The organism is Morganella sp. TYF_1, assembly GCF_043105645.1.
Taxonomy (GTDB): domain Bacteria; phylum Pseudomonadota; class Gammaproteobacteria; order Enterobacterales; family Enterobacteriaceae; genus Morganella; species Morganella morganii_B.
On sequence record NZ_JBICLU010000015.1, the window covers coordinates 524,520 to 543,767 of the forward strand.

A 19,248-nucleotide genomic window follows, 5' to 3' on the forward strand; every position below is an offset into this window, starting at 1 on the left:
AAACTGTCGTCCCGTCATCATTTTATACCTTCCCTGCGTCTTTTCTGTTCTCTTTTTCGCACTGATGCATGCTGAGACTTTTCTCTTATCCCGGAACCGGTTAGCATCATGCACATGACAACAGGTTAAGAGATGACAATCTTGAAAAAATGGCGATTATTTCCGCGTTCGCTGCGTCAGCTGGTCGTGGTGGCATTCTGTCTGGTATTGCTGCCGTTGCTGGGACTGGCGTGGCAGGCGTATCAGAGTCTTGATGAGCTGAGTAATCAGGCGGCGCAAATCAGTATCTCAACCGTACAGGATGCGCGGCGCAGTGAGGAAATGTCGAGCCTGGCGCTGGAAATGGAGCGCAGCTATCGTCAGTACTGTGTGCTGGGAAATGAAACCCTGAAAAATGTCTGGCACAAACAGTATCTCCGCTATGAGGACTATCTCGTCCGCCAGAAGCAATCCACCCCCGATCCGCGCTATACTGATGATATCGCCGCCAGCCTCGGACAGTTATCTGTCCTGCAGTGTGAAAATGGTGAGCCGGTTGCCGCCATGACCACCCACCTGGAAGCCTTTGCCCGCAGTAATGCTGATCTGGTACAGGCTATCCGTGAGGCGAATTTCCGGCGCGGTGAGGAACTCCAGAATGCTATCGCGCGCAAAGGCCAGTCATTCGGCTGGCAGAGCCTGCTGGTATTTGTTCTGAGCACCGGACTGATTATTCTGTTTACCCGTATGATTATCGGACCGGTGAAGGTGATTGAACGGATGGTTAACCGTCTGGGAGAAGGGCGTAACCTGATACAGCGCCTTGATAATTTTAACGGCCCGAGAGAACTGCGTTCGCTGGCGCTGCGGATTGTCTGGCTGAGTGAGCGTCTTGACTGGCTGGAGTCTCAGCGTCACGAATTTTTGCGCCATATTTCCCATGAACTGAAAACACCGCTGGCCAGTATGCGGGAAGGTACTGAACTGCTGGCAGATGAAGTGGCGGGACCGCTGACGGCGGATCAAAAAGAGGTGGTATCAATACTGAGTGAAAGCAGCCGCCATTTACAGGTGCTGATTGAACAGCTGCTGGAGTATAACCGCACCCTGGTGGACAGCCCGACAGAAGCCAAATGGGTTAACCTCGATACGGTAGTACACGAGGTGGTCAGCGCCCACAGCTTACCGGCGAGAAGCAAAGAAATCACGACGGAAGTCGGGCTGGATGAAACCAGTGTCTGGGCTGAACCGGTCTTATTAACACGTGTACTCGATAATCTCTACTCAAATGCGGTACACTATGGCGCTGAATCGGGTAAGATCCGGATAACCAGCCGGAAAGCCGGTCAGCATATACAGATAGATGTCGCCAATACCGGCACACCGATCCCGGAAGAAGAACAGGAAATGATCTTCGAACCGTTCTACCAGGGTTCGCTGCAGCGCAAAGGTGCGGTCAAAGGCAGCGGGCTGGGGCTGAGTATTGCCCGGGATTGTATTAACCGGATGGGCGGCGAACTGATATTAGTCGGTTCTGAAGGTGCGGATGTGTGCTTCCGTATTCAGCTTCCGTTCCACACCTTACTGGAATAACAGGTCAGCATTAATTTGAAAATGACATTTAAGTCCCTGATTGCCGCCGTCCCGCTGTTGCTGGCCGGTTGTGTAAAAACCGCAACGCCGCCGGATCTTTCCGCGCTGGCGTCTGTCGTCCTGCCGCAGGAGCGGACAACAGATTACCGGATTGCGGATTGTCACGCTATCTGGGAACTCAACTCTGCGGCTGCGACAGAAAATGCGCTTTACTGGCTGCGGATGATGGATTGCGCTGATTTGCTCAGCAGTGATACGGCCCGCATTATGGCGGGAAAAATCACCCCGGACAGTTGGGATTCCGCGCTGCGCCAGAGTATTTTACTCAATAACACCGGCAGCCCGGCCAGTGATAAACGTAAGGTGCTTGAGACCCTGAATACTTACAGTACCGGGTTCCCGGTATCACTGCGCCCGCTGATGACCCTGTGGCGTGCTCAGCTGAAACAGGCGATTACACTGAGTGATGAACGCCAGCGTTACCGCCGCCTGCAGAGTGATACTGACGGCCGGATTGATCAGCTGCGTGCGGTCAATGCCCGGCTGCAGTTTGAACTGCAGAATACTACCCGCAAGCTGGAAAACCTGAGCAACATCGAGCGCCAGCTGGCCGGTCGTAAACAACCGACCAAAGCGGATACGGAACTGGAAAGTACCCTCGAAGAGCGCCGCGAGGCATTAGAAGAGGCGGCAGGTACGGCAGAGCCGAAACCGGCGGAAGCCAAACCTGCTGATGTTAAACCGGCGGAAGCCAAACCGGCAGAAGCTAAACCTGCTGATGTTAAACCGGCAGAAACTAAACCGGCAGAACCGAAAGCCGCAGAAACCAAACCGGCACAGGATAAAAAGGAGTAACCCCGGCATGACAGTACGCCGCAGCGCAAACTTATTATTGGTTGATGATGATCCGGGCTTACTGAAACTGCTGGGCATGCGCCTGAGCAGTGAAGGTTTCCGGGTATCAACGGCAGAAAGCGGCCCTGACGCGCTGAAGGTACTCAATAAAGAAAAAATCGATCTGGTTATCAGCGACCTGAGGATGGATGAAATGGACGGTATGGCACTGTTTGCCGAGATCCAGAAAACCCATTCCGGTATGCCGGTGATCATCCTGACGGCCCACGGCTCCATTCCGGATGCGGTGGCTGCCACCCGTGAGGGCGTGTTCAGTTTTCTGACCAAACCGGTGGATCGCGATGCGTTATATAAAGCGATTGACGATGCGCTGGCCCTCTCCACCACCACGGTCAGTGATGAATCCTGGTGTGAGAGCATTGTGACCCGCAGTCCGCTGATGCTGCGTCTGTTGGAACAGGCGCGTATGGTGGCGCAATCCGATGTCAGTGTGCTGATCAACGGCCAGAGCGGTACCGGGAAAGAGGTACTGGCACAGGCCATTCACAAAGCCAGCCCGAGAGCGAAAAAGCCCTTTATTGCCATTAACTGCGGCGCGCTGCCGGAACAGCTGCTGGAATCAGAGCTGTTCGGTCATGCCAAAGGGGCTTTTACCGGTGCGGTGAGCAGCCGGGAAGGGCTGTTTCAGGCGGCAGAGAGCGGCACACTGTTCCTCGACGAAATCGGGGATATGCCGATGCCGCTGCAGGTCAAGCTGCTGCGTGTTCTCCAGGAGCGCAAAGTGCGCCCGCTCGGCAGTAACCGCGACATTGATATTGATGTCCGCGTCATTTCCGCGACACACCGCGATTTACCCAAGGCGATGGAAAAACACGAATTCCGTGAAGATCTCTACTACCGCCTCAATGTGGTTAACCTGAAAATTCCGACACTCCATGAGCGGGCGGAAGATATCCCGCTGCTGGCCAATCATATTCTGCGCGAAGCGGCGAAAAAACATAAGCCGTTTGTCCGCAGCTTCTCTCCGGATGCCATGAAATGCCTGATGGGCGCGAGCTGGCCGGGCAACGTCCGTCAGCTGCTGAACGTTATCGAGCAGTGCGTGGCGCTGTCTACCGTACCGGTGATCAGTGAGGCGCTGGTGACACAGGCGCTGGAAGGGGAAAACACGGCATTGCCGACCTTTGCGGAGGCCCGTAACCAGTTTGAACTCAACTATTTACGCAAACTTCTCCAGATGACCAAAGGTAACGTGACCAATGCAGCCCGTCTGGCGGGGCGTAACCGGACAGAGTTCTATAAATTACTGTCCCGGCATGAGCTGGATGCGGCCGACTTTAAAGAATAAGCAAAGAATCGGTGCGAACCGGCACATTTTGCTATCATCTTCATTATTAGCTGTTTTATTATTAATTTTTACATACGGTGAGATCTATCCCGGGAGAACAGGATTTTATGCGTCGTACACTTAATATCGCCCTGGCCCAACTGAATTTTCTGGTCGGAGATATCGAAGGCAATGGTGAACGTATTCTGAAAACCATGGCGGAACAGCGGGCGGCAGGGGCTGATCTGGTCATGTTTTCCGAACTGGCATTGTCCGGGTATTCACCGGAAGACCTGGTTTTCCGTCCTGATTTTCATCAGCGGATAGTGCAGAGCCTCACCCTGATCCAACAGGCCAGCGGTGACTGTGCTGTGCTGGTGGGGCACCCGTGGCAGGAAAACGGTCACATCTATAATGCCCTCTCGTTCTTTGAGAAAGGGGCACTCCGCGCACGCTATTTCAAACAGGAACTGCCGAACTACGGTGTGTTTGATGAAAAACGCTGGTTTACGGCAGGGACAGAAACCTGTGTAATCGATTTTCGCGGTTATCGCCTCGGGTTACTCATTTGTGAGGATATCTGGACTGACGGCCCGGTGGATGCCCTGAAAGCGGCGGGTGCGGAAATCATTCTGACACTGAATGCGTCACCGTATTCCACTGATAAAATTGATACCCGGGATGTACTGATACAGGCGCACTGCCGCCGTACCGGGCTGCCGCTGGTCTATCTCAACCAGGTCGGCGGCCAGGATGAGCTGATTTTTGATGGTGATTCTGCAGTTTTCGCCGCAGATGGCAGTGTAACGCATCGTCTTGCGGCGTTTTCAGAGCAAATCGCGCAGTGTCAGTTTACGGATTTAACGATCACGCCGATGGCGGATCCGGCACCGTCATTGTCTGTTCTGGCTCAGGTTTATCAGGGGCTGGTGCTGGCGACACGGGATTATGTCCGCAAAAACGGTTTTCAGGGGGCGCTGCTGGGTCTGTCCGGCGGGATAGACTCCGGCCTGACCGTTGCGATTGCCGCGGATGCACTGGGCAGAGATAAAGTGCAGGCGGTGATGATGCCGTTCCGCTACACCTCCGATATCAGCATCCACGATGCCCGTGAGCAGGCAGAGCTGCTGGGGGTGGAATTTGATGTGGTGTCGATTGAGCCGATGTTTGACGCCTTTATGCACGAACTGGCACCGAAATTCGCCGGAACGCCGGTGGATACTACCGAAGAGAATTTACAGGCGCGTTGCCGGGCGGTGATCCTGATGGCGATGTCCAATAAACGCCGCCGCATTGTGCTGACCACCAGTAATAAAAGCGAGTGCGCTGTCGGTTACTCCACATTGTACGGGGATATGGCCGGGGGCTTTAACGTCCTGAAAGATGTGCCGAAAACCATGGTGTTTGAACTGGCAAGATACCGCAACACACTCTCTCCGGCGATTCCGGAGCGGGTTATTACCCGTCCGCCGTCAGCAGAACTGGCGCCGGGTCAGCTGGATCAGGACAGTCTACCGCCGTATGACATCCTTGACGCTCTGCTGGCAGGATATGTTGAAAAAGACATGTCCGCCGATGAATTGATCGCCGCCGGGTTTGATGAAGCGGTGGTCCGCAAGGTTATCCGGCTGGTGGATATTAATGAATACAAACGCCGCCAGTCACCGGTAGGACCGCGCATTACCGCCCGGAACTTTGGCAAAGATCGCCGTTACCCGATTACATCCGGGTTTGGCCGCAAAAATTGGTAACAGGATCTGACAATGAAAAAGATTGAGGCAATTATTAAGCCGTTTAAACTCGATGATGTCCGCGAAGCCCTGGCTGAAGTCGGGATCACCGGGATGACCGTAACAGAGGTGAAGGGGTTCGGTCGTCAGAAAGGGCATACCGAACTGTACCGCGGCGCGGAATATATGGTGGATTTTCTGCCGAAGGTGAAAATTGAAATTGTTGTCGCCGATGACATTCTGGAAACCTGCGTGGAAACCATTATGCAGACGGCGCAGACCGGCAAAATCGGTGACGGTAAAATCTTTGTGTTCGATGTGGCACAGGTTGTCCGGATCCGTACCGGGGAACAGGATGAAGATGCTATCTGAGTTCTGCTGAGCATCCCTGCAAATCATACTTATCCGGCGGCTGTTATTTCTGACACCGCCGGATTTTTTTATCTGTCAGCAAAAGGAGAAGGCAGTGCGGGCAATACATGTGCGGGTAATACAATGGATCGTTGCGGTATGTGCGGTGGTGATTATGCTGGTGATGGCCGGTATTATTATTCTGCAGTCAGCACTGAAAGACCCCGGTCAGCATGAATTGCCGGCGCTGTTTGCGCAGGTTTCCGGGATGAATTTAAATAAAGAAGAACGTGACGAGCTGGAAACGTGTATTAATTCAGCCAAGGTGATGTATTTCTCACAGGCAGTCAAAAAATGTGCGAACCGGGCACGGTATAAGAACTGACAGATAAAAAAAAGAGTAACAGTGAACCGGGCGAAAGGATGGGATAGATATAAATTCGGCGGTTATGTCACTGTTACTCAAATGTGCATTTACTTCAGCACATACGCTGAATACTCAGCGTGTTGTTATTGTTGTTCTGTCGCGATTATAAAACTTTGTGCGGACCGAAACATTCATAATGGATCTGGTCTGCACTGACGCCCATTGCGGTCAGCTGACGCGCAATGTGCTGCATAAAGGCCACCGGGCCGCACAGGTAATAATGGCGGGTTTTACTGAGCAGGATATCCTGCTGAGCGGTTAAATCCATCAGCCCGGTCAGGTGCGGATGCGCTTCATCAGCACGCGGCTCTCTGTACCAGACGGTCTGGCTGAACGCCGGCAGCTGAGCACCAAACCGGTTTACTTCCTCCGCAAAGGCATGCACACCGCCGTGCTCTGCCGCATGCAGCCAGGTTACGTCCGCCGGATGCTGTTGTGCGGCGAGTGTTTGCAGCATAGCCATCATTGGTGTTAAGCCGACACCGGCGGAAATCAGAACCACCGGCGTTTCTTTTTCTGCCTCCAGGAAAAAATCCCCCAGCGGCGGCGTTAGTCTGATCACATCACCTTCCTGCACATTGGCGTGCAGCCAGCCGGAAATCGTGCCTTTGTCCTCACGTTTGACCGCAATCCGGTAGGTTTTACCGTCCGGTGCCTGTGTCAGAGAGTACTGGCGGATCTCCTGATTTTCCAGCGCCTCGTCATTGATATAGACACTGATATACTGCCCCGGACGGTAATCCGCGACAGGCTTGCCATCAACCGGTGCCAGTTCAAAACTGGTGATAAGTTCACTCTGTGGCTGTTTGCGGATCACGCGGAATTCACGCAGACCTTCCCATCCGCCCTGTGACGCCGCTTTTTCCTGATATAACCCGGCTTCACGCTGAATAAAGATATCTGCCAGTACGCCATACGCTTTACCCCAGGCGGTCAGCACTTCTTCACCCGGATTGAGTAACTCTTCAATGGTGGCCAGCAGGTTTTCCCCGACAATCGGGTAATGCTCAGGTTTGATCATCAGACTGGCATGTTTATTGGCAATTTTTTCCACTACCGCGCCCAGTGCGCCGAGGTTATCAATATTCATGGCATAGGCGCAGACCGCATTAAACAACGCTTCACGCTGCGCACCATTCTGCTGGTGGCTCATGGTGAAGATATCTTTTAATTCCGGATGCTGACGAAACATACGGTCATAAAAATGGGCGGTCAGTTTCGGGCCGGTGGCGGCAATCAGCGGGGCAGTGGATTTTACGGTGGCGATAGTTTGTGCATCGAGCATAGCAGGGCTCCTGAAAAAGCATCACATCAGTGTGAAATTTATAACATGCATTTTTTATGCAACTTATAATACAGGGCAGAATTTGTAAAGCGCAAATTTTTCTGCTGTTTCTGAAAATCCGCTGAAAATAGCGAAATTGATCAGTGAGCGTGGGTAAGGGGGGATCACAAATCCGGTATTGTGTCCGATGGACAGGATATTCTTATAAAATAATAAGTATGCTAATTACCTGATTTTACCGACATGCAATCGTTTGCGTATTTTTTGTTTCCGGGGCTATCTCAATTCAGAAAAAGGGTTTACACTGTAGGGCATTCGTCCCCGGAAAGGGGTGTTTTTTTATCGGCATCAGGCGAGTCAGGAGAAGCGAATGTTAAAGCGTGAAATGAATATTGCAGATTACGACCCACAACTCTGGCAGGCGATGAAAGACGAAGATCGTCGTCAGGAAGAGCACATTGAATTAATTGCCTCTGAGAACTACACCAGCCCGCGCGTTATGGAAGCTCAGGGCTCCCAGCTCACCAACAAATATGCGGAAGGATATCCGGGCAAACGCTACTACGGCGGCTGCGAATATGTGGATATCGTGGAACAACTGGCGATTGACCGTGCAAAAGAACTGTTCGGCGCAGATTATGCCAACGTTCAGCCGCACTCAGGCTCCCAGGCTAACGTTGCAGTGTACTCCGCACTGCTGTCACCGGGCGATACTGTATTAGGGATGAATTTAGCGGAAGGCGGTCACCTGACTCACGGCTCTCCGGTAAACTTCTCCGGTAAACTGTACAATATCGTCCCTTACGGTATCGATTCTGCCGGTAAAATCGATTATGACGATGTCGCTGAACAGGCGAAAAAACATCAGCCGAAAATGATCATCGGCGGCTTCTCTGCTTATTCCGGTGTGGTTGACTGGGCGAAAATGCGCGAAATCGCTGACAGCATCGGTGCTTACCTGTTTGTTGATATGGCCCACGTAGCCGGTCTGGTTGCTGCGGGTGTTTATCCTAACCCGGTTCCGCATGCTCACGTTGTCACCACCACCACGCACAAAACCCTGGCGGGTCCGCGCGGCGGGATGATCCTCGCAAAAGGCGGTGATGAAGATCTGTACAAAAAACTGAACTCAGCCGTATTCCCGGGCAACCAGGGTGGCCCGCTGATGCACGTTATCGCCGGTAAAGCAGTGGCGTTAAAAGAAGCAATGGAGCCTGAATTTAAAGCAAATCAGGTCCAGGTTGTGAAAAATGCCAAAGCAATGGTTGAAGTCTTCCTGAACCGTGGTTATAAAGTGGTGTCCGGCGGTACTGAGAACCATCTGTTCCTGGTGGATCTGGTCGATAAAGACATCACCGGTAAAGATGCGGATGCGGCACTGGGCCGTGCAAACATCACTGTCAACAAAAACAGTGTGCCGAACGATCCGAAGAGCCCGTTTGTGACCTCCGGTATCCGTGTCGGTTCCCCGGCGATCACCCGCCGCGGCTTCAAAGAAGCAGAAGCCCGTGAACTGGCCGGCTGGATGTGTGACGTGTTAGATAACCTCAATGATGAAGCGACCATTGAAGCTGTGAAACAAAAAGTTCTGGCTATCTGCGCGAAATATCCGGTTTACGCATAATCGCGTTACCAATCTGATGTAACCAAAACCCGCTTCGTTCGCCGCGAGCGGGTTTTTTGTATTCCTGAAAGGAGAGGCAGATGTTTGTTCCGTCATCGCTCTGGCTGGCGCTTGATTATTTTACGTATTTTTTTTCCTACGGGATTTTTCTTCCCTACTGGGGCGCATGGCTGAAAGGTGAAGGGCATGATGTGGCAACGGTCGGTATGCTGCTCAGTGTGGGGCTGGTGGCGCGTTTCGTTGGCAGCCTGTTTATCACACCGCTGTTTAAAGACCCGTCACGGCTGATTTTTGCCCTGAGGCTGATGGCGCTCTGCGCTTTTCTGTTCGCGGTGGCGTTTTATTTCGGCTCGCACTGGCTCTGGCTCTTCTTTGTCATGGCCGGATTTAACCTCTTTTTCTCCCCGATGATCCCGCTGGGGGATTCCCTTGCCGCGACCTGGCAAAAACAGTTCCCGATGGACTACGGCTCGATCCGTGTCTGGGGTTCAGTGGCCTTTATCATTGCCACCTCGGTTACCGGGATGCTGATGGATATCTGGAAGCATGAGGTGATCCTGGCAGCATTAGTGGTCAGTACCGGAACTCTGCTGCTGACGTCGCTGCTGCGTCCGCGCATTATGCCGTCCGGGGAAATGAAACAGCGCGGGCCGCAGGTGAGTTTCCGTGTTCTGCTGAAAGATAATGTCGTTGTTCGTTTTCTGCTGTGTGTGAGTCTGTTACAGGGGGCACATGCCGCTTATTACGGTTTCAGTGTGATTTACTGGCAGAAAGTCGGCTATTCTGATGCCGCGATTGGTTATCTCTGGTCACTGGGCGTAGTGGCGGAAGTCATTGTCTTTACCTTCAGTAATAAACTGTTCCGCCGCTGGAGTGCGGCCAGCTTGTTACTGCTTTCCGGTATCTGCGGTATTCTGCGCTGGTCACTGCTGGGCATGTCGGCGGCGCTGCCGGTGCTGATTGTGGCGCAGATCCTGCACAGCGGCACCTATACTGTATGCCATCTGGCGGCGATGCGTTTTATCGGTGCGCGCAAATCCACGGAAATCATTCCGTTACAGGCGGCGTATTCCGCACTGGCAATGGGCGGGGCGATTGCGGTGATGACGCTGGTGGCGGGATATCTGTATGAGGATATCCACGGCGGCATATTTTATCTGATGGCGCTGACGGTGGTTCCTGCGCTGTTCCTGCGCCCGAAAGTCCGGCCGCAGACCCCTGAAAACGCATAATAAAAAAGGGTTATGACGAAAGTCATAACCCTTTTTCACATCTGGCGGAACAGAATCAGCGTTTCAGTGACTCAGTCAGCTCATCACGCATTTCTGCCAGCAGTTCGCGGACCACGCGCGGGCTGCCTGCAACGATGTTACCGCTGTCGATATAACGGTGATCACCGGTGAAATCAGTAACGATACCGCCCGCTTCACGGACCAGCAGTTCACCGCCGAGGAAATCCCATGGTTTCAGGCCGATTTCAAAGAAACCGTCCACACGGCCGGCAGCGAGATACGCCAGATCCAGTGCGGCAGAGCCGGTGCGGCGGAAATCTGAACAGCGGGTGAACAGTTTGCCGAGGATTTTGATATAGGTATCAGCGTGGTGTTTGGCTTTGAACGGGAAGCCGGTCGCCAGTACCGCGCCGTCGAGATCACGTGCAGTGGCGCCGCGCAGACGGTAGCCGTTTAACTGTGCGCCCTGACCACGGACCGCAGAGAATAATTCGTTACGCATCGGATCGTAAACAACCGCCACTTCAGTGCGGCCTTTGATACGGAATGCGATAGATACCGCGAAGTGCGGGAGACGTTTGACGAAGTTGGTGGTGCCATCCAGGGGATCAATCACCCATTGCATATCATGTTCTTCACCGAGTAACTCACCGCACTCTTCGGAGATAATAGTGTGCTTCGGATAAGATTTGCGGATGATCTCGATAATCATCTGCTCGGCTTCGCGATCCACGTTGGTCACAAAGTCATTGGAACCTTTCTGAGTAGTCTCAACAGTGTCAGGCATTTCATAGTGTTTGGCAATCAGGTTGCCGGCCTTACGTGCAGCACGTATGGCGATGGTAAGCATCGGATGCATGGGGTTGTCCACCGGGATGTTAAAGAACGAAAATAAACGCGGCAGAGTATAACAGGTGATCGTCAATCTGACTATTCTTGTGTTAAGATATTGCGATAATTTCTCAAAGAAAGTGTGTTATGTCCGAAAATATCCGAATCGTCCTGGTGGAAACCTCACATACAGGCAATATGGGCTCCGCTGCGCGGGCGATGAAAACAATGGGGTTATCCAACCTTTATCTGGTTAATCCGCAGGTACAGCCGGACTCTCACGCCATCGCGCTGTCTGCCGGTGCCAGTGACGTTATCGGCAATGCAAAGATTGTCAGCACCCTGGATGAGGCGATTGCCGGTTGTGAACTGGTGATTGGCACCAGCGCCCGGTCACGTACACTGCCGTGGCCGATGGTTGAACCGCGTGAATGCGGGGAAAAAAGTGTTAAAATCGCACAGACCGCACCGGTCGCGATTATTTTCGGCCGTGAACGGGTCGGGCTGACCAACGATGAATTACAGAAGTGTAATTACCATCTTTATATTCCGACCAACCCGGAATACGGTTCTCTGAACCTGGCGATGGCGGTGCAACTGGTCAGTTATGAGATCCGGATGGCATTTCTTGCCTCTCAGAATGAGAGCGAACCGGCAAATAATGATGAGGCAGATGAGGTACACTATCCGCCGGCGGATGATATGGAGCGGTTTTACACGCATCTGGAATCGGTTCTCAATGAATCCGGTTTTATCCGCAAAGCACATCCGGGTCAGATTATGAACCGTCTGCGCCGCTTATTTACCCGCGCGCATCCGGAAACACAGGAGCTGAATATCCTGCGGGGTATCCTGACTTCTGTTGAGAAATGGGCGAAAAAATAGTTGAGTAAATTACTGGGTTAAATAGTTGACTAAATTACTCAGGAATGACACAATTTCTTCACCATTTATCACGGGGATCCGGTTATGAGACTGACATCAAAAGGGCGCTATGCGGTAACCGCTATGCTCGACGTAGCGCTGCACTCCCATGAGGGGCCCGTACCACTGGCTGACATTTCTGAACGTCAGGGTATCTCTCTCTCTTATCTTGAGCAACTCTTCTCCCGTCTGCGTAAAAACGAGCTGGTTTCCAGCGTTCGCGGGCCGGGCGGCGGGTATCTTCTGGCACGCGGTGCCGGTGAGATTTTCATTGCTCAGGTCATCTCAGCCGTCGATGAATCCGTTGATGCGACCCGCTGTCAGGGAACCCGGGAAGGCTGTCAGGGCGGTGACCGCTGTCTGACACACGCGCTGTGGCGTGACCTGAGTGACCGTATTACTGATTTCCTAAGCAGTATCAGTCTGGAAGAGTTAGTAAATCATAAAGAAGTGATTGATGTTGCTGATCGCCAGGATGATAAACGTCGTGCACATAATCTGGCAATTAACGAAACGATTATCAATCTGCAAGCATAAGCAGAAACCTGCGTTAACAACGCAACCGTAGTTCATGGAGCAATTGAGCGATGAAATTACCGATTTATTTAGATTACTCAGCAACCACCCCGGTTGATCCGCGTGTTGCTGAAAAAATGATGCAATGCCTCACAATGGACGGCATCTTCGGCAACCCGGCGTCACGTTCCCACCGCTTTGGCTGGCAGGCCGAAGAGGCCGTCGATATTGCCCGTAACCAGATTGCTGATCTGGTCGGTGCTGATCCGCGTGAAATTGTGTTTACTTCCGGTGCCACCGAGTCTGACAACCTGGCGATCAAAGGGGCTGCCAAATTCTATGAGAAAAAAGGCAAGCACATTATTACCTGTAAAACTGAGCACAAAGCGGTACTCGATACCTGCCGTCAGTTAGAGCGCGAAGGGTTTGAAGTGACCTATCTTGCGCCGCAGCGTAATGGCCTGATCGACCTGGCTGAACTCGAAGCCGCAATGCGTGAGGACACCATTTTAGTTTCCGTCATGCATGTGAATAACGAAATTGGTGTGATTCAGGATATCGGCGCTATCGGTGAACTGTGCCGCAGCAAAGGGATCATTTTCCATGTGGATGCCACCCAGAGCGTCGGTAAAGTCCCGGTTGATTTAAGCAAACTGAAAGTGGATCTGATGTCCTTCTCCGGCCATAAGATTTACGGCCCGATGGGTATCGGCGCACTGTATGTCCGCCGCAAGCCGCGTATCCGCATTGAAGCGCAGATGCACGGTGGTGGTCACGAGCGCGGTATGCGTTCAGGTACTCTGGCAGTGCATCAGATTGTCGGTATGGGTGAAGCTTACCGTATCGCCAAAGAAGAGATGGCCGCGGAAGCTGAGCGTCTGTCCGCACTGCGTATGCGTCTGTGGAACGGTATCAAAGATATCGAAGAAACCTATCTGAACGGTTGCCCGGAGCATTCCGCACCGAATATTCTTAACGTCAGTTTCAACTATGTTGAGGGTGAATCCCTGATGATGGCGCTGAAAGACCTCGCGGTATCATCCGGTTCTGCCTGTACGTCCGCCAGCCTGGAGCCGTCTTATGTTCTGCGTGCCCTGGGTATGACCGACGAACTGGCGCACAGCTCAATCCGCTTCTCTCTGGGTCGTTTCACGACAGAGGAAGAGATTGACTATGCTATCAAACTTATCCATAACGCAATTGGCCGCCTGCGCGATCTTTCCCCGCTGTGGGAAATGCACAAGCAAGGTGTTGATATTAACAGCATTGAATGGTCACACCACTAATCAGACGGTTTCAGGAGTATAAACAATGGCTTATAGCGATAAAGTAATCGATCACTACGAAAACCCGCGCAACGTCGGCTCATTCGACAACGAAGACCCGACTGTCGGCAGCGGCATGGTGGGGGCACCGGCCTGTGGTGACGTGATGAAGTTACAGATCAAAGTTGACGATAACGGCGTGATTGAAGACGCGCGTTTCAAAACCTACGGCTGCGGCTCGGCGATTGCGTCAAGCTCACTGGTGACTGAGTGGATGAAAGGGAAGACCCTGGATGAAGCAGAAGCCATCAAAAATACCGCGATTGCGGAAGAACTGGAATTACCACCGGTGAAAATTCACTGCTCGATTCTGGCTGAAGATGCGATCAAAGCAGCAATTGCGGATTACAAAAGTAAACGCCGGGGCAACTAATAGCCCGCCGCTGCTGATATGCAGCAGGTAAAACAATAAAATAATGGCGGATACTGATCTCATCGGTCATCCGCCATACTGGTTTATAGAGCGAGGTGTGTAATGTCCGTTTCTCTTACAGAAAGTGCGGCAAACCGGGTCACCAGTTTTCTGGCAAACCGTGGTAAAGGAGTAGGTCTGCGGTTAGGCGTGAGAACCTCCGGTTGCTCTGGTATGGCTTACGTACTTGAATTTGCCGATGTCATTAATGAAGATGATGTCGTCTTTGAAGATCACGGCGTAAAAGTGATCATCGACGGAAAAAGTATTGTTTATCTTGACGGTACGGAAGTGGATTTCGTGAAGGAAGGGTTAAACGAAGGGTTTAAATTCAATAACCCGAACGTCAACAGCGAATGCGGCTGCGGCGAGAGTTTCCACGTTTAACTGATCCATTTATCCGCGAAGAGAACACGATGAACTATTTTTCCCTGTTCAGCCTGCCTGTGCGTTATGACCTTGACACACAGGTACTTGCCGGTCGTTATCAGGATTTGCAGCGCCAGTATCACCCGGACAGATTTGCTGCCGGTGATGCGAAAGAACAAGCGCAGGCACTGACGATGGCCGCGACCATCAATGACGCCTACCAGTCCCTGAAACATCCCCTGAAACGCGCGGAATATATGCTGCTGTTACATGATATTGATATCAATAATGAACAGCACACAATGCATGATACCGCATTTCTGATGGAGCAGCTGGAGCTGCGCGAAGCCCTCGATATCATTGAACAGAAACAGGACAGTGATGCACTGGCCGGTTTTGCTGCCACTATCACTAAAATGACAAAAACCCGGATGGCAGAGATGATTCGTCAGCTGGATGACGAAGAGTGGGCCGCTGCGGCGGACAGCGTGCGTAAATTACGATTTTTAAGTAAACTGACGCAACAAATTGAAAATCTTGAAGAACGTTTGCTCGACAGTTTCTAGGGGAAAATATGGCACTGTTACAAATCAGCGAACCGGGACAGGCTCCCGCCCCGCATCAGCGCCGCCTTGCTGCGGGTATTGATTTAGGCACCACTCATTCACTGGTCGCCACTGTGCGCAGTGGTGAAACAGACGTGCTGCCCGACCACGAAGGGCGTTATTTACTGCCTTCTGTCGTGCAGTACAGCGCGGACAGCCGCCTGGTCGGCTGGGATGCCCGTGCAAACGCAGCGGCAGATCCTCAGAATACCATTATCTCTGTCAAACGCATGATGGGACGCTCACTGACCGATATCACGCAGCGCTACCCTGATTTACCGTATCAGTTACAGGCAGGCGAAAACGGCCTGCCAATCATCCGCACAGCAGCCGGATTGACAGATCCTGTCCGTGTTTCGGCGGATATTCTGTCCGTGCTGGCACAGCGCGCGCAGGAAACCCTCGGCGGTGAACTGGATGGCGTGGTGATCACCGTCCCCGCGTATTTCGATGATGCGCAGCGTCAGGGCACCAAAGATGCCGCCCGTCTTGCCGGGTTACACGTGTTGCGTCTGCTGAATGAGCCGACAGCGGCAGCGATCGCCTACGGACTGGATTCCGGTCAGGAAGGGGTGATTGCGGTTTATGATCTCGGCGGCGGTACGTTTGATATCTCTGTGCTGCGTCTGAGCCGTGGTGTGTTTGAAGTGCTGGCGACCGGCGGTGATACCGCGCTCGGCGGCGATGATTTCGATAACCTGATCGCTGACTGGATTTATGAACAACGCGGCATTCAGTCGCAGGGGCATTCGCAGCACCGCGAAGTATTAAACGCGGCGGCGGAAGCTAAAATTGCACTGTCCGATGCCGCACAAACCACAATTACACTGGATGGCTGGCAAGGTGTACTGACCCGTGACATGTTTGAGGAACTCATCCGTCCGTTGGTCAGAAAAACCCTGATGACCTGCCGCCGTGCCCTGAAAGATGCGGGAACGGATCAGGATGAAGTCCGCGAAGTGGTGATGGTTGGCGGGTCAACCCGCGTACCGCTGGTGCGTGAGCTGGTCGGTGAGTTCTTCAGCAAAGAGCCGCTGACGTCGATTGACCCGGATAAAGTGGTTGCTATCGGTGCGGCCATTCAGGCGGATATTCTGGCCGGTAACAAACCGGACAGTGACATGCTGTTGCTGGATGTGATCCCGCTCTCGCTGGGGCTGGAAACCATGGGTGGCCTGGTGGAAAAAGTCATTCCGCGCAATACCACCATTCCGGCAGCCCGTGCCCAGGAATTTACCACCTTTAAAGACGGCCAGACCGCCATGACCATTCATGTGCTGCAGGGCGAGCGGGAAATGGTCAGCGACTGCCGTTCCCTGGCGCGTTTCACCCTGCGCGGTATCCCGCCGATGGCCGCCGGTAACGCCCATATCCGCGTCACCTTCCAGGTGGATGCGGACGGGCTGCTGAGTGTCAGCGCACTGGAGAAATCCACCGGTGTGCAGGCCTCCGTCCAGATAAAACCGTCTTACGGCCTGAGCGATACCGATATCGCCGGGATGATCAAAGATTCACTCGAAAACGCAGAAAATGATTTATCCACCCGCCGTCTGGCGGAACAAAAAGTGGAAGCTGCCCGCCTGCTGGAGAGCCTGACCCAGGCACTTTCAGAGGATGGCAATTTACTGAGCGACGACGAAAATGCGGCTATTGATGCGGCAGTCGGCGTGCTTATTGAGAGCGTTGAAGGCGACTCACCAGCCGCCATTGAAAACGCAATTAAACAACTGGACAAGCAAACACAGGTATTCGCGGCACGCCGGATGGACAATTCTGTCCGCAAGGCACTCGCGGGCCACTCTGTGGATGAGATATAACGGGAAGATTATGCCTAAGATTGTTTTTTTACCGCATGAGTCATTATGCCCTGAAGGTGCGGTATACGACGCAAATGAAGGTGAGTCAATTCTGGATGTTGCCCTGCGTAACGGTATCGAAATTGAACATGCCTGTGAGAAATCATGTGCCTGCACCACCTGCCACTGTATCGTCCGCGAAGGGTTTGACTCCCTGGAAGAGAGCAGTGAGCTGGAAGATGACATGCTGGACAAAGCCTGGGGACTGGAGCCGGAAAGCCGTCTGAGCTGCCAGGCGAAAGTCGCGGATGAAGACCTGGTGGTGGAAATTCCGAAATACACCATCAACCACGCGCGTGAGCACTGATTAAAGGAGCCTGAAATGGGACTGAAATGGCAGGACAGCCGTGAAATCGGCGAAGCACTGTATGATCTGTACCCGGACACGGATCCGAAAACGGTGCGTTTCACCGATATGCACCAGTGGATCTGCGAACTGGACGAATTTGACGATGCACCTGAAAAATCTAACGAAAAAGTGTTAGAAGCAATTTTGTTAGTCTGGCTCGACGAATTTGAATGATGTCTTTTGTTACGCGCATCAGGCCGCACAATTGTGTTAGCGTGCGGTCTCTGATGCGCGTATGCTGTTACCGCCTCCTGTGCAGACCGGCACGCCGTGCATTCCTCAAAAAAATCTGACTGTTACGGCAGTCTAAAAGTCAAAAGAGAGAACGAAATGACGCAACTCATCATGCCTGTAACCTTATCGTATGAACCTGCTTCTCCGGCGTGGGGAGAAAAAGCCCTGGTCAGCGCGACTGACAAAGGAATGACGGTTCATTTAAGCCGTAAAGGGATGCTGTGCGCCGTGCAGAGCGCGGGCCGCAAAATCGACGGTCAGGGCATCCGCAATGTGGTGCTGAGCGGCAGCAACTGGGATCTGGAAACCAGCTGGGCCTTCTGGCAGGGCTTCCGTGGTCCGAAAGGCGCACGCTCGATTGAATGGCCGGAATTACCTGAAGCGGATAAAACCGAACTGGAACACCGTATCCGTATCATTGACTGGGTACGCGATATCATTAACACCCCGGCGGAAGAACTGAGCCCGGAACAGCTGGCGCAGCGTGCGGTTGATCTGCTGTGCGGCGTTTCCTGCAATTCTGTCAGTTATCGTATCATCAAAGGGGACGATTTACGCGAGCAGGGCTATATGGGGATCCATACTGTCGGTCGTGGTTCTGTACGTCCGCCGGTACTGCTGGCGCTGGATTACAATCCGGGCAAACAGGAAAACGCACCGGTGTTTGCCAGCCTGGTCGGTAAAGGGATCACCTTTGATTCCGGCGGCTACAGCCTGAAACCGTCTTCTTCCATGGACTCCATGAAATCCGATATGGGCGGTGCTGCCACCCTGACCGGCGCACTGGCAATGGCTATCAGCCGCGGCCTGCAAAAGCGCGTCAAACTGTACCTGTGTATCGCGGATAACCTGGTGAGCGGTAATGCCTTCAAACTGGGTGATATTATCCGTTACAGCAACGGTAAATCCGTTGAAATCATGAATACCGATGCGGAAGGGCGCCTGGTACTGGCGGATGGTCTGATTGAAGCGGACAAAGATAACGCCGGGTTTATCATCGATGCAGCGACCCTGACCGGGGCGGCGAAAACAGCCGTCGGTAACGACTATCACGCGGTGATGAGCTTCGATGATGCGCTGTACAATGAACTGATGTCAGCCGCTGATCAGGAAAAAGAGATGTTCTGGCGTCTGCCGCTGGCAGAATTCCACCGCCGTCAGATGCCGTCCTCCTTTGCTGATCTGAGCAACACCGGGGCACCGAATACTGCCGGGGCAAGTACCGCAGCGGCATTCCTGTCTCACTTTGTGGAAGATTACCGCAAAAACTGGCTGCACATTGACTGCTCAGCCACTTACCGCAAAGCACCGTCAGACTTATGGTCTGCGGGAGCCACCGGCTATGGTGTACGCACCGTGGCGGCACTGCTGCTGAAAAAAGCCGGACAGTAACCGGGCATTGCCCTGCTGATTCTGCGGTAAAA

General features: G+C 52.9%; 20 protein-coding genes. 18 read left to right on the forward strand and 2 right to left on the reverse strand.

Annotated elements, in window-relative coordinates:
- The first annotated feature begins 132 nt into the window (after positions 1–132).
- From ACF8OF_RS07740 to ACF8OF_RS07765, 6 genes are all read left to right on the forward strand, one after another.
- Positions 133–1,572, forward strand: coding sequence for a HAMP domain-containing sensor histidine kinase (locus ACF8OF_RS07740; protein WP_276023025.1), 1,440 nt, complete (start codon positions 133–135; stop codon positions 1,570–1,572).
- A 21-nt stretch (positions 1,573–1,593) separates the two neighbouring features.
- Positions 1,594–2,427 carry a two-component system QseEF-associated lipoprotein QseG gene (qseG, locus tag ACF8OF_RS07745; protein ID WP_262882090.1) on the forward strand — a complete coding sequence of 278 codons (834 nt, stop codon included), beginning with the start codon at positions 1,594–1,596 and terminating at the stop codon, positions 2,425–2,427.
- Positions 2,428–2,434: 7 nt separating this feature from the next.
- A complete protein-coding gene (glrR, locus tag ACF8OF_RS07750) occupies positions 2,435–3,775 on the forward strand; it encodes a two-component system response regulator GlrR (protein WP_262858836.1) in 1,341 nt (446 codons plus the stop codon).
- Positions 3,776–3,882: 107 nt separating this feature from the next.
- Positions 3,883–5,505 (forward strand): NAD+ synthase, encoded by a 1,623-nt coding sequence (locus ACF8OF_RS07755; RefSeq protein ID WP_392496219.1) that lies wholly within the window; start codon positions 3,883–3,885, stop codon positions 5,503–5,505.
- Between the two features lie 12 nt (positions 5,506–5,517).
- Positions 5,518–5,856, forward strand: a complete 339-nt coding sequence (gene glnB / locus ACF8OF_RS07760; protein WP_004236946.1) for a nitrogen regulatory protein P-II — start codon at positions 5,518–5,520, stop codon at positions 5,854–5,856.
- Between the two features lie 94 nt (positions 5,857–5,950).
- Positions 5,951–6,220, forward strand: a complete 270-nt coding sequence (locus tag ACF8OF_RS07765) for a hypothetical protein (protein WP_279796200.1) — start codon at positions 5,951–5,953, stop codon at positions 6,218–6,220.
- A gap of 145 nt (positions 6,221–6,365) precedes the next feature.
- On the opposite strand, the gene hmpA is transcribed toward ACF8OF_RS07765, so the two are convergent.
- Positions 6,366–7,547 carry an NO-inducible flavohemoprotein gene (gene hmpA, locus ACF8OF_RS07770; protein ID WP_392496222.1) on the reverse strand — a complete coding sequence of 394 codons (1,182 nt, stop codon included), beginning with the start codon at positions 7,545–7,547 and terminating at the stop codon, positions 6,366–6,368.
- A 370-nt stretch (positions 7,548–7,917) separates the two neighbouring features.
- Between hmpA and glyA the strand changes: the two genes are divergently transcribed.
- On the forward strand, positions 7,918–9,171 hold the full coding sequence (glyA, locus tag ACF8OF_RS07775) for a serine hydroxymethyltransferase (protein ID WP_004236943.1): 1,254 nt from the start codon (positions 7,918–7,920) through the stop codon (positions 9,169–9,171).
- 80 nt (positions 9,172–9,251) lie between these two features.
- Positions 9,252–10,403, forward strand: a complete 1,152-nt coding sequence (locus ACF8OF_RS07780; protein WP_392496224.1) for a 3-phenylpropionate MFS transporter — start codon at positions 9,252–9,254, stop codon at positions 10,401–10,403.
- A gap of 55 nt (positions 10,404–10,458) precedes the next feature.
- Here ACF8OF_RS07780 and suhB read toward each other — a convergent pair whose 3' ends face one another.
- Entirely contained in the window at positions 10,459–11,262 is an 804-nt protein-coding gene (suhB, locus tag ACF8OF_RS07785; protein ID WP_072871708.1) for an inositol-1-monophosphatase, read from the reverse strand.
- Between the two features lie 119 nt (positions 11,263–11,381).
- Between suhB and trmJ the strand changes: the two genes are divergently transcribed.
- The 10 genes from trmJ to pepB all read left to right on the forward strand — a co-directional run bounded on the left by trmJ (position 11,382) and on the right by pepB (position 19,216).
- Positions 11,382–12,119: a tRNA (cytosine(32)/uridine(32)-2'-O)-methyltransferase TrmJ gene (trmJ, locus tag ACF8OF_RS07790; RefSeq protein ID WP_004241966.1), complete on the forward strand. Its 738-nt coding sequence runs from the start codon at positions 11,382–11,384 to the stop codon at positions 12,117–12,119.
- 84 nt (positions 12,120–12,203) lie between these two features.
- Positions 12,204–12,695, forward strand: a complete 492-nt coding sequence (gene iscR, locus ACF8OF_RS07795) for a Fe-S cluster assembly transcriptional regulator IscR (protein WP_132275522.1) — start codon at positions 12,204–12,206, stop codon at positions 12,693–12,695.
- A 50-nt stretch (positions 12,696–12,745) separates the two neighbouring features.
- Positions 12,746–13,960 carry an IscS subfamily cysteine desulfurase gene (locus ACF8OF_RS07800; protein ID WP_262858828.1) on the forward strand — a complete coding sequence of 405 codons (1,215 nt, stop codon included), beginning with the start codon at positions 12,746–12,748 and terminating at the stop codon, positions 13,958–13,960.
- A gap of 25 nt (positions 13,961–13,985) precedes the next feature.
- Positions 13,986–14,372: a Fe-S cluster assembly scaffold IscU gene (gene iscU / locus ACF8OF_RS07805; RefSeq protein ID WP_004236936.1), complete on the forward strand. Its 387-nt coding sequence runs from the start codon at positions 13,986–13,988 to the stop codon at positions 14,370–14,372.
- 102 nt (positions 14,373–14,474) lie between these two features.
- Complete coding sequence (gene iscA / locus ACF8OF_RS07810; RefSeq protein ID WP_004236935.1) at positions 14,475–14,798, forward strand: iron-sulfur cluster assembly protein IscA; 324 nt, start codon at positions 14,475–14,477, stop codon at positions 14,796–14,798.
- A 29-nt stretch (positions 14,799–14,827) separates the two neighbouring features.
- Positions 14,828–15,346, forward strand: coding sequence for a co-chaperone HscB (gene hscB, locus ACF8OF_RS07815; RefSeq protein ID WP_025152101.1), 519 nt, complete (start codon positions 14,828–14,830; stop codon positions 15,344–15,346).
- Between the two features lie 8 nt (positions 15,347–15,354).
- Complete coding sequence (gene hscA / locus ACF8OF_RS07820) at positions 15,355–17,202, forward strand: Fe-S protein assembly chaperone HscA (protein WP_392496225.1); 1,848 nt, start codon at positions 15,355–15,357, stop codon at positions 17,200–17,202.
- A gap of 10 nt (positions 17,203–17,212) precedes the next feature.
- Entirely contained in the window at positions 17,213–17,548 is a 336-nt protein-coding gene (fdx, locus tag ACF8OF_RS07825; protein WP_046892506.1) for an ISC system 2Fe-2S type ferredoxin, read from the forward strand.
- 15 nt (positions 17,549–17,563) lie between these two features.
- Entirely contained in the window at positions 17,564–17,764 is a 201-nt protein-coding gene (iscX, locus tag ACF8OF_RS07830; protein WP_024473937.1) for a Fe-S cluster assembly protein IscX, read from the forward strand.
- Positions 17,765–17,920: 156 nt separating this feature from the next.
- Positions 17,921–19,216, forward strand: a complete 1,296-nt coding sequence (gene pepB, locus ACF8OF_RS07835) for an aminopeptidase PepB (RefSeq protein WP_392496226.1) — start codon at positions 17,921–17,923, stop codon at positions 19,214–19,216.
- Positions 19,217–19,248: the final 32 nt, after the last annotated feature.

Excerpts from the sequence above, each read along its gene's own strand:
- ACF8OF_RS07740 (WP_276023025.1), top strand. The coding sequence starts at position 133 with ATGACAATCTTGAAAAAATGGCGATTATTTCCGCGTTCGCTGCGTCAG.
- qseG (WP_262882090.1), top strand. The coding sequence starts at position 1,594 with ATGACATTTAAGTCCCTGATTGCCGCCGTCCCGCTGTTGCTGGCCGGT.
- glrR (WP_262858836.1), top strand. The coding sequence starts at position 2,435 with ATGACAGTACGCCGCAGCGCAAACTTATTATTGGTTGATGATGATCCG.
- ACF8OF_RS07755 (WP_392496219.1), top strand. The coding sequence starts at position 3,883 with ATGCGTCGTACACTTAATATCGCCCTGGCCCAACTGAATTTTCTGGTC.
- glnB (WP_004236946.1), top strand. The coding sequence starts at position 5,518 with ATGAAAAAGATTGAGGCAATTATTAAGCCGTTTAAACTCGATGATGTC.
- hmpA (WP_392496222.1), bottom strand. The coding sequence starts at position 7,547 with ATGCTCGATGCACAAACTATCGCCACCGTAAAATCCACTGCCCCGCTG.
- glyA (WP_004236943.1), top strand. The coding sequence starts at position 7,918 with ATGTTAAAGCGTGAAATGAATATTGCAGATTACGACCCACAACTCTGG.
- ACF8OF_RS07780 (WP_392496224.1), top strand. The coding sequence starts at position 9,252 with ATGTTTGTTCCGTCATCGCTCTGGCTGGCGCTTGATTATTTTACGTAT.
- suhB (WP_072871708.1), bottom strand. The coding sequence starts at position 11,262 with ATGCATCCGATGCTTACCATCGCCATACGTGCTGCACGTAAGGCCGGC.
- trmJ (WP_004241966.1), top strand. The coding sequence starts at position 11,382 with ATGTCCGAAAATATCCGAATCGTCCTGGTGGAAACCTCACATACAGGC.
- iscR (WP_132275522.1), top strand. The coding sequence starts at position 12,204 with ATGAGACTGACATCAAAAGGGCGCTATGCGGTAACCGCTATGCTCGAC.
- ACF8OF_RS07800 (WP_262858828.1), top strand. The coding sequence starts at position 12,746 with ATGAAATTACCGATTTATTTAGATTACTCAGCAACCACCCCGGTTGAT.
- iscU (WP_004236936.1), top strand. The coding sequence starts at position 13,986 with ATGGCTTATAGCGATAAAGTAATCGATCACTACGAAAACCCGCGCAAC.
- iscA (WP_004236935.1), top strand. The coding sequence starts at position 14,475 with ATGTCCGTTTCTCTTACAGAAAGTGCGGCAAACCGGGTCACCAGTTTT.
- hscB (WP_025152101.1), top strand. The coding sequence starts at position 14,828 with ATGAACTATTTTTCCCTGTTCAGCCTGCCTGTGCGTTATGACCTTGAC.
- hscA (WP_392496225.1), top strand. The coding sequence starts at position 15,355 with ATGGCACTGTTACAAATCAGCGAACCGGGACAGGCTCCCGCCCCGCAT.
- fdx (WP_046892506.1), top strand. The coding sequence starts at position 17,213 with ATGCCTAAGATTGTTTTTTTACCGCATGAGTCATTATGCCCTGAAGGT.
- iscX (WP_024473937.1), top strand. The coding sequence starts at position 17,564 with ATGGGACTGAAATGGCAGGACAGCCGTGAAATCGGCGAAGCACTGTAT.
- pepB (WP_392496226.1), top strand. The coding sequence starts at position 17,921 with ATGACGCAACTCATCATGCCTGTAACCTTATCGTATGAACCTGCTTCT.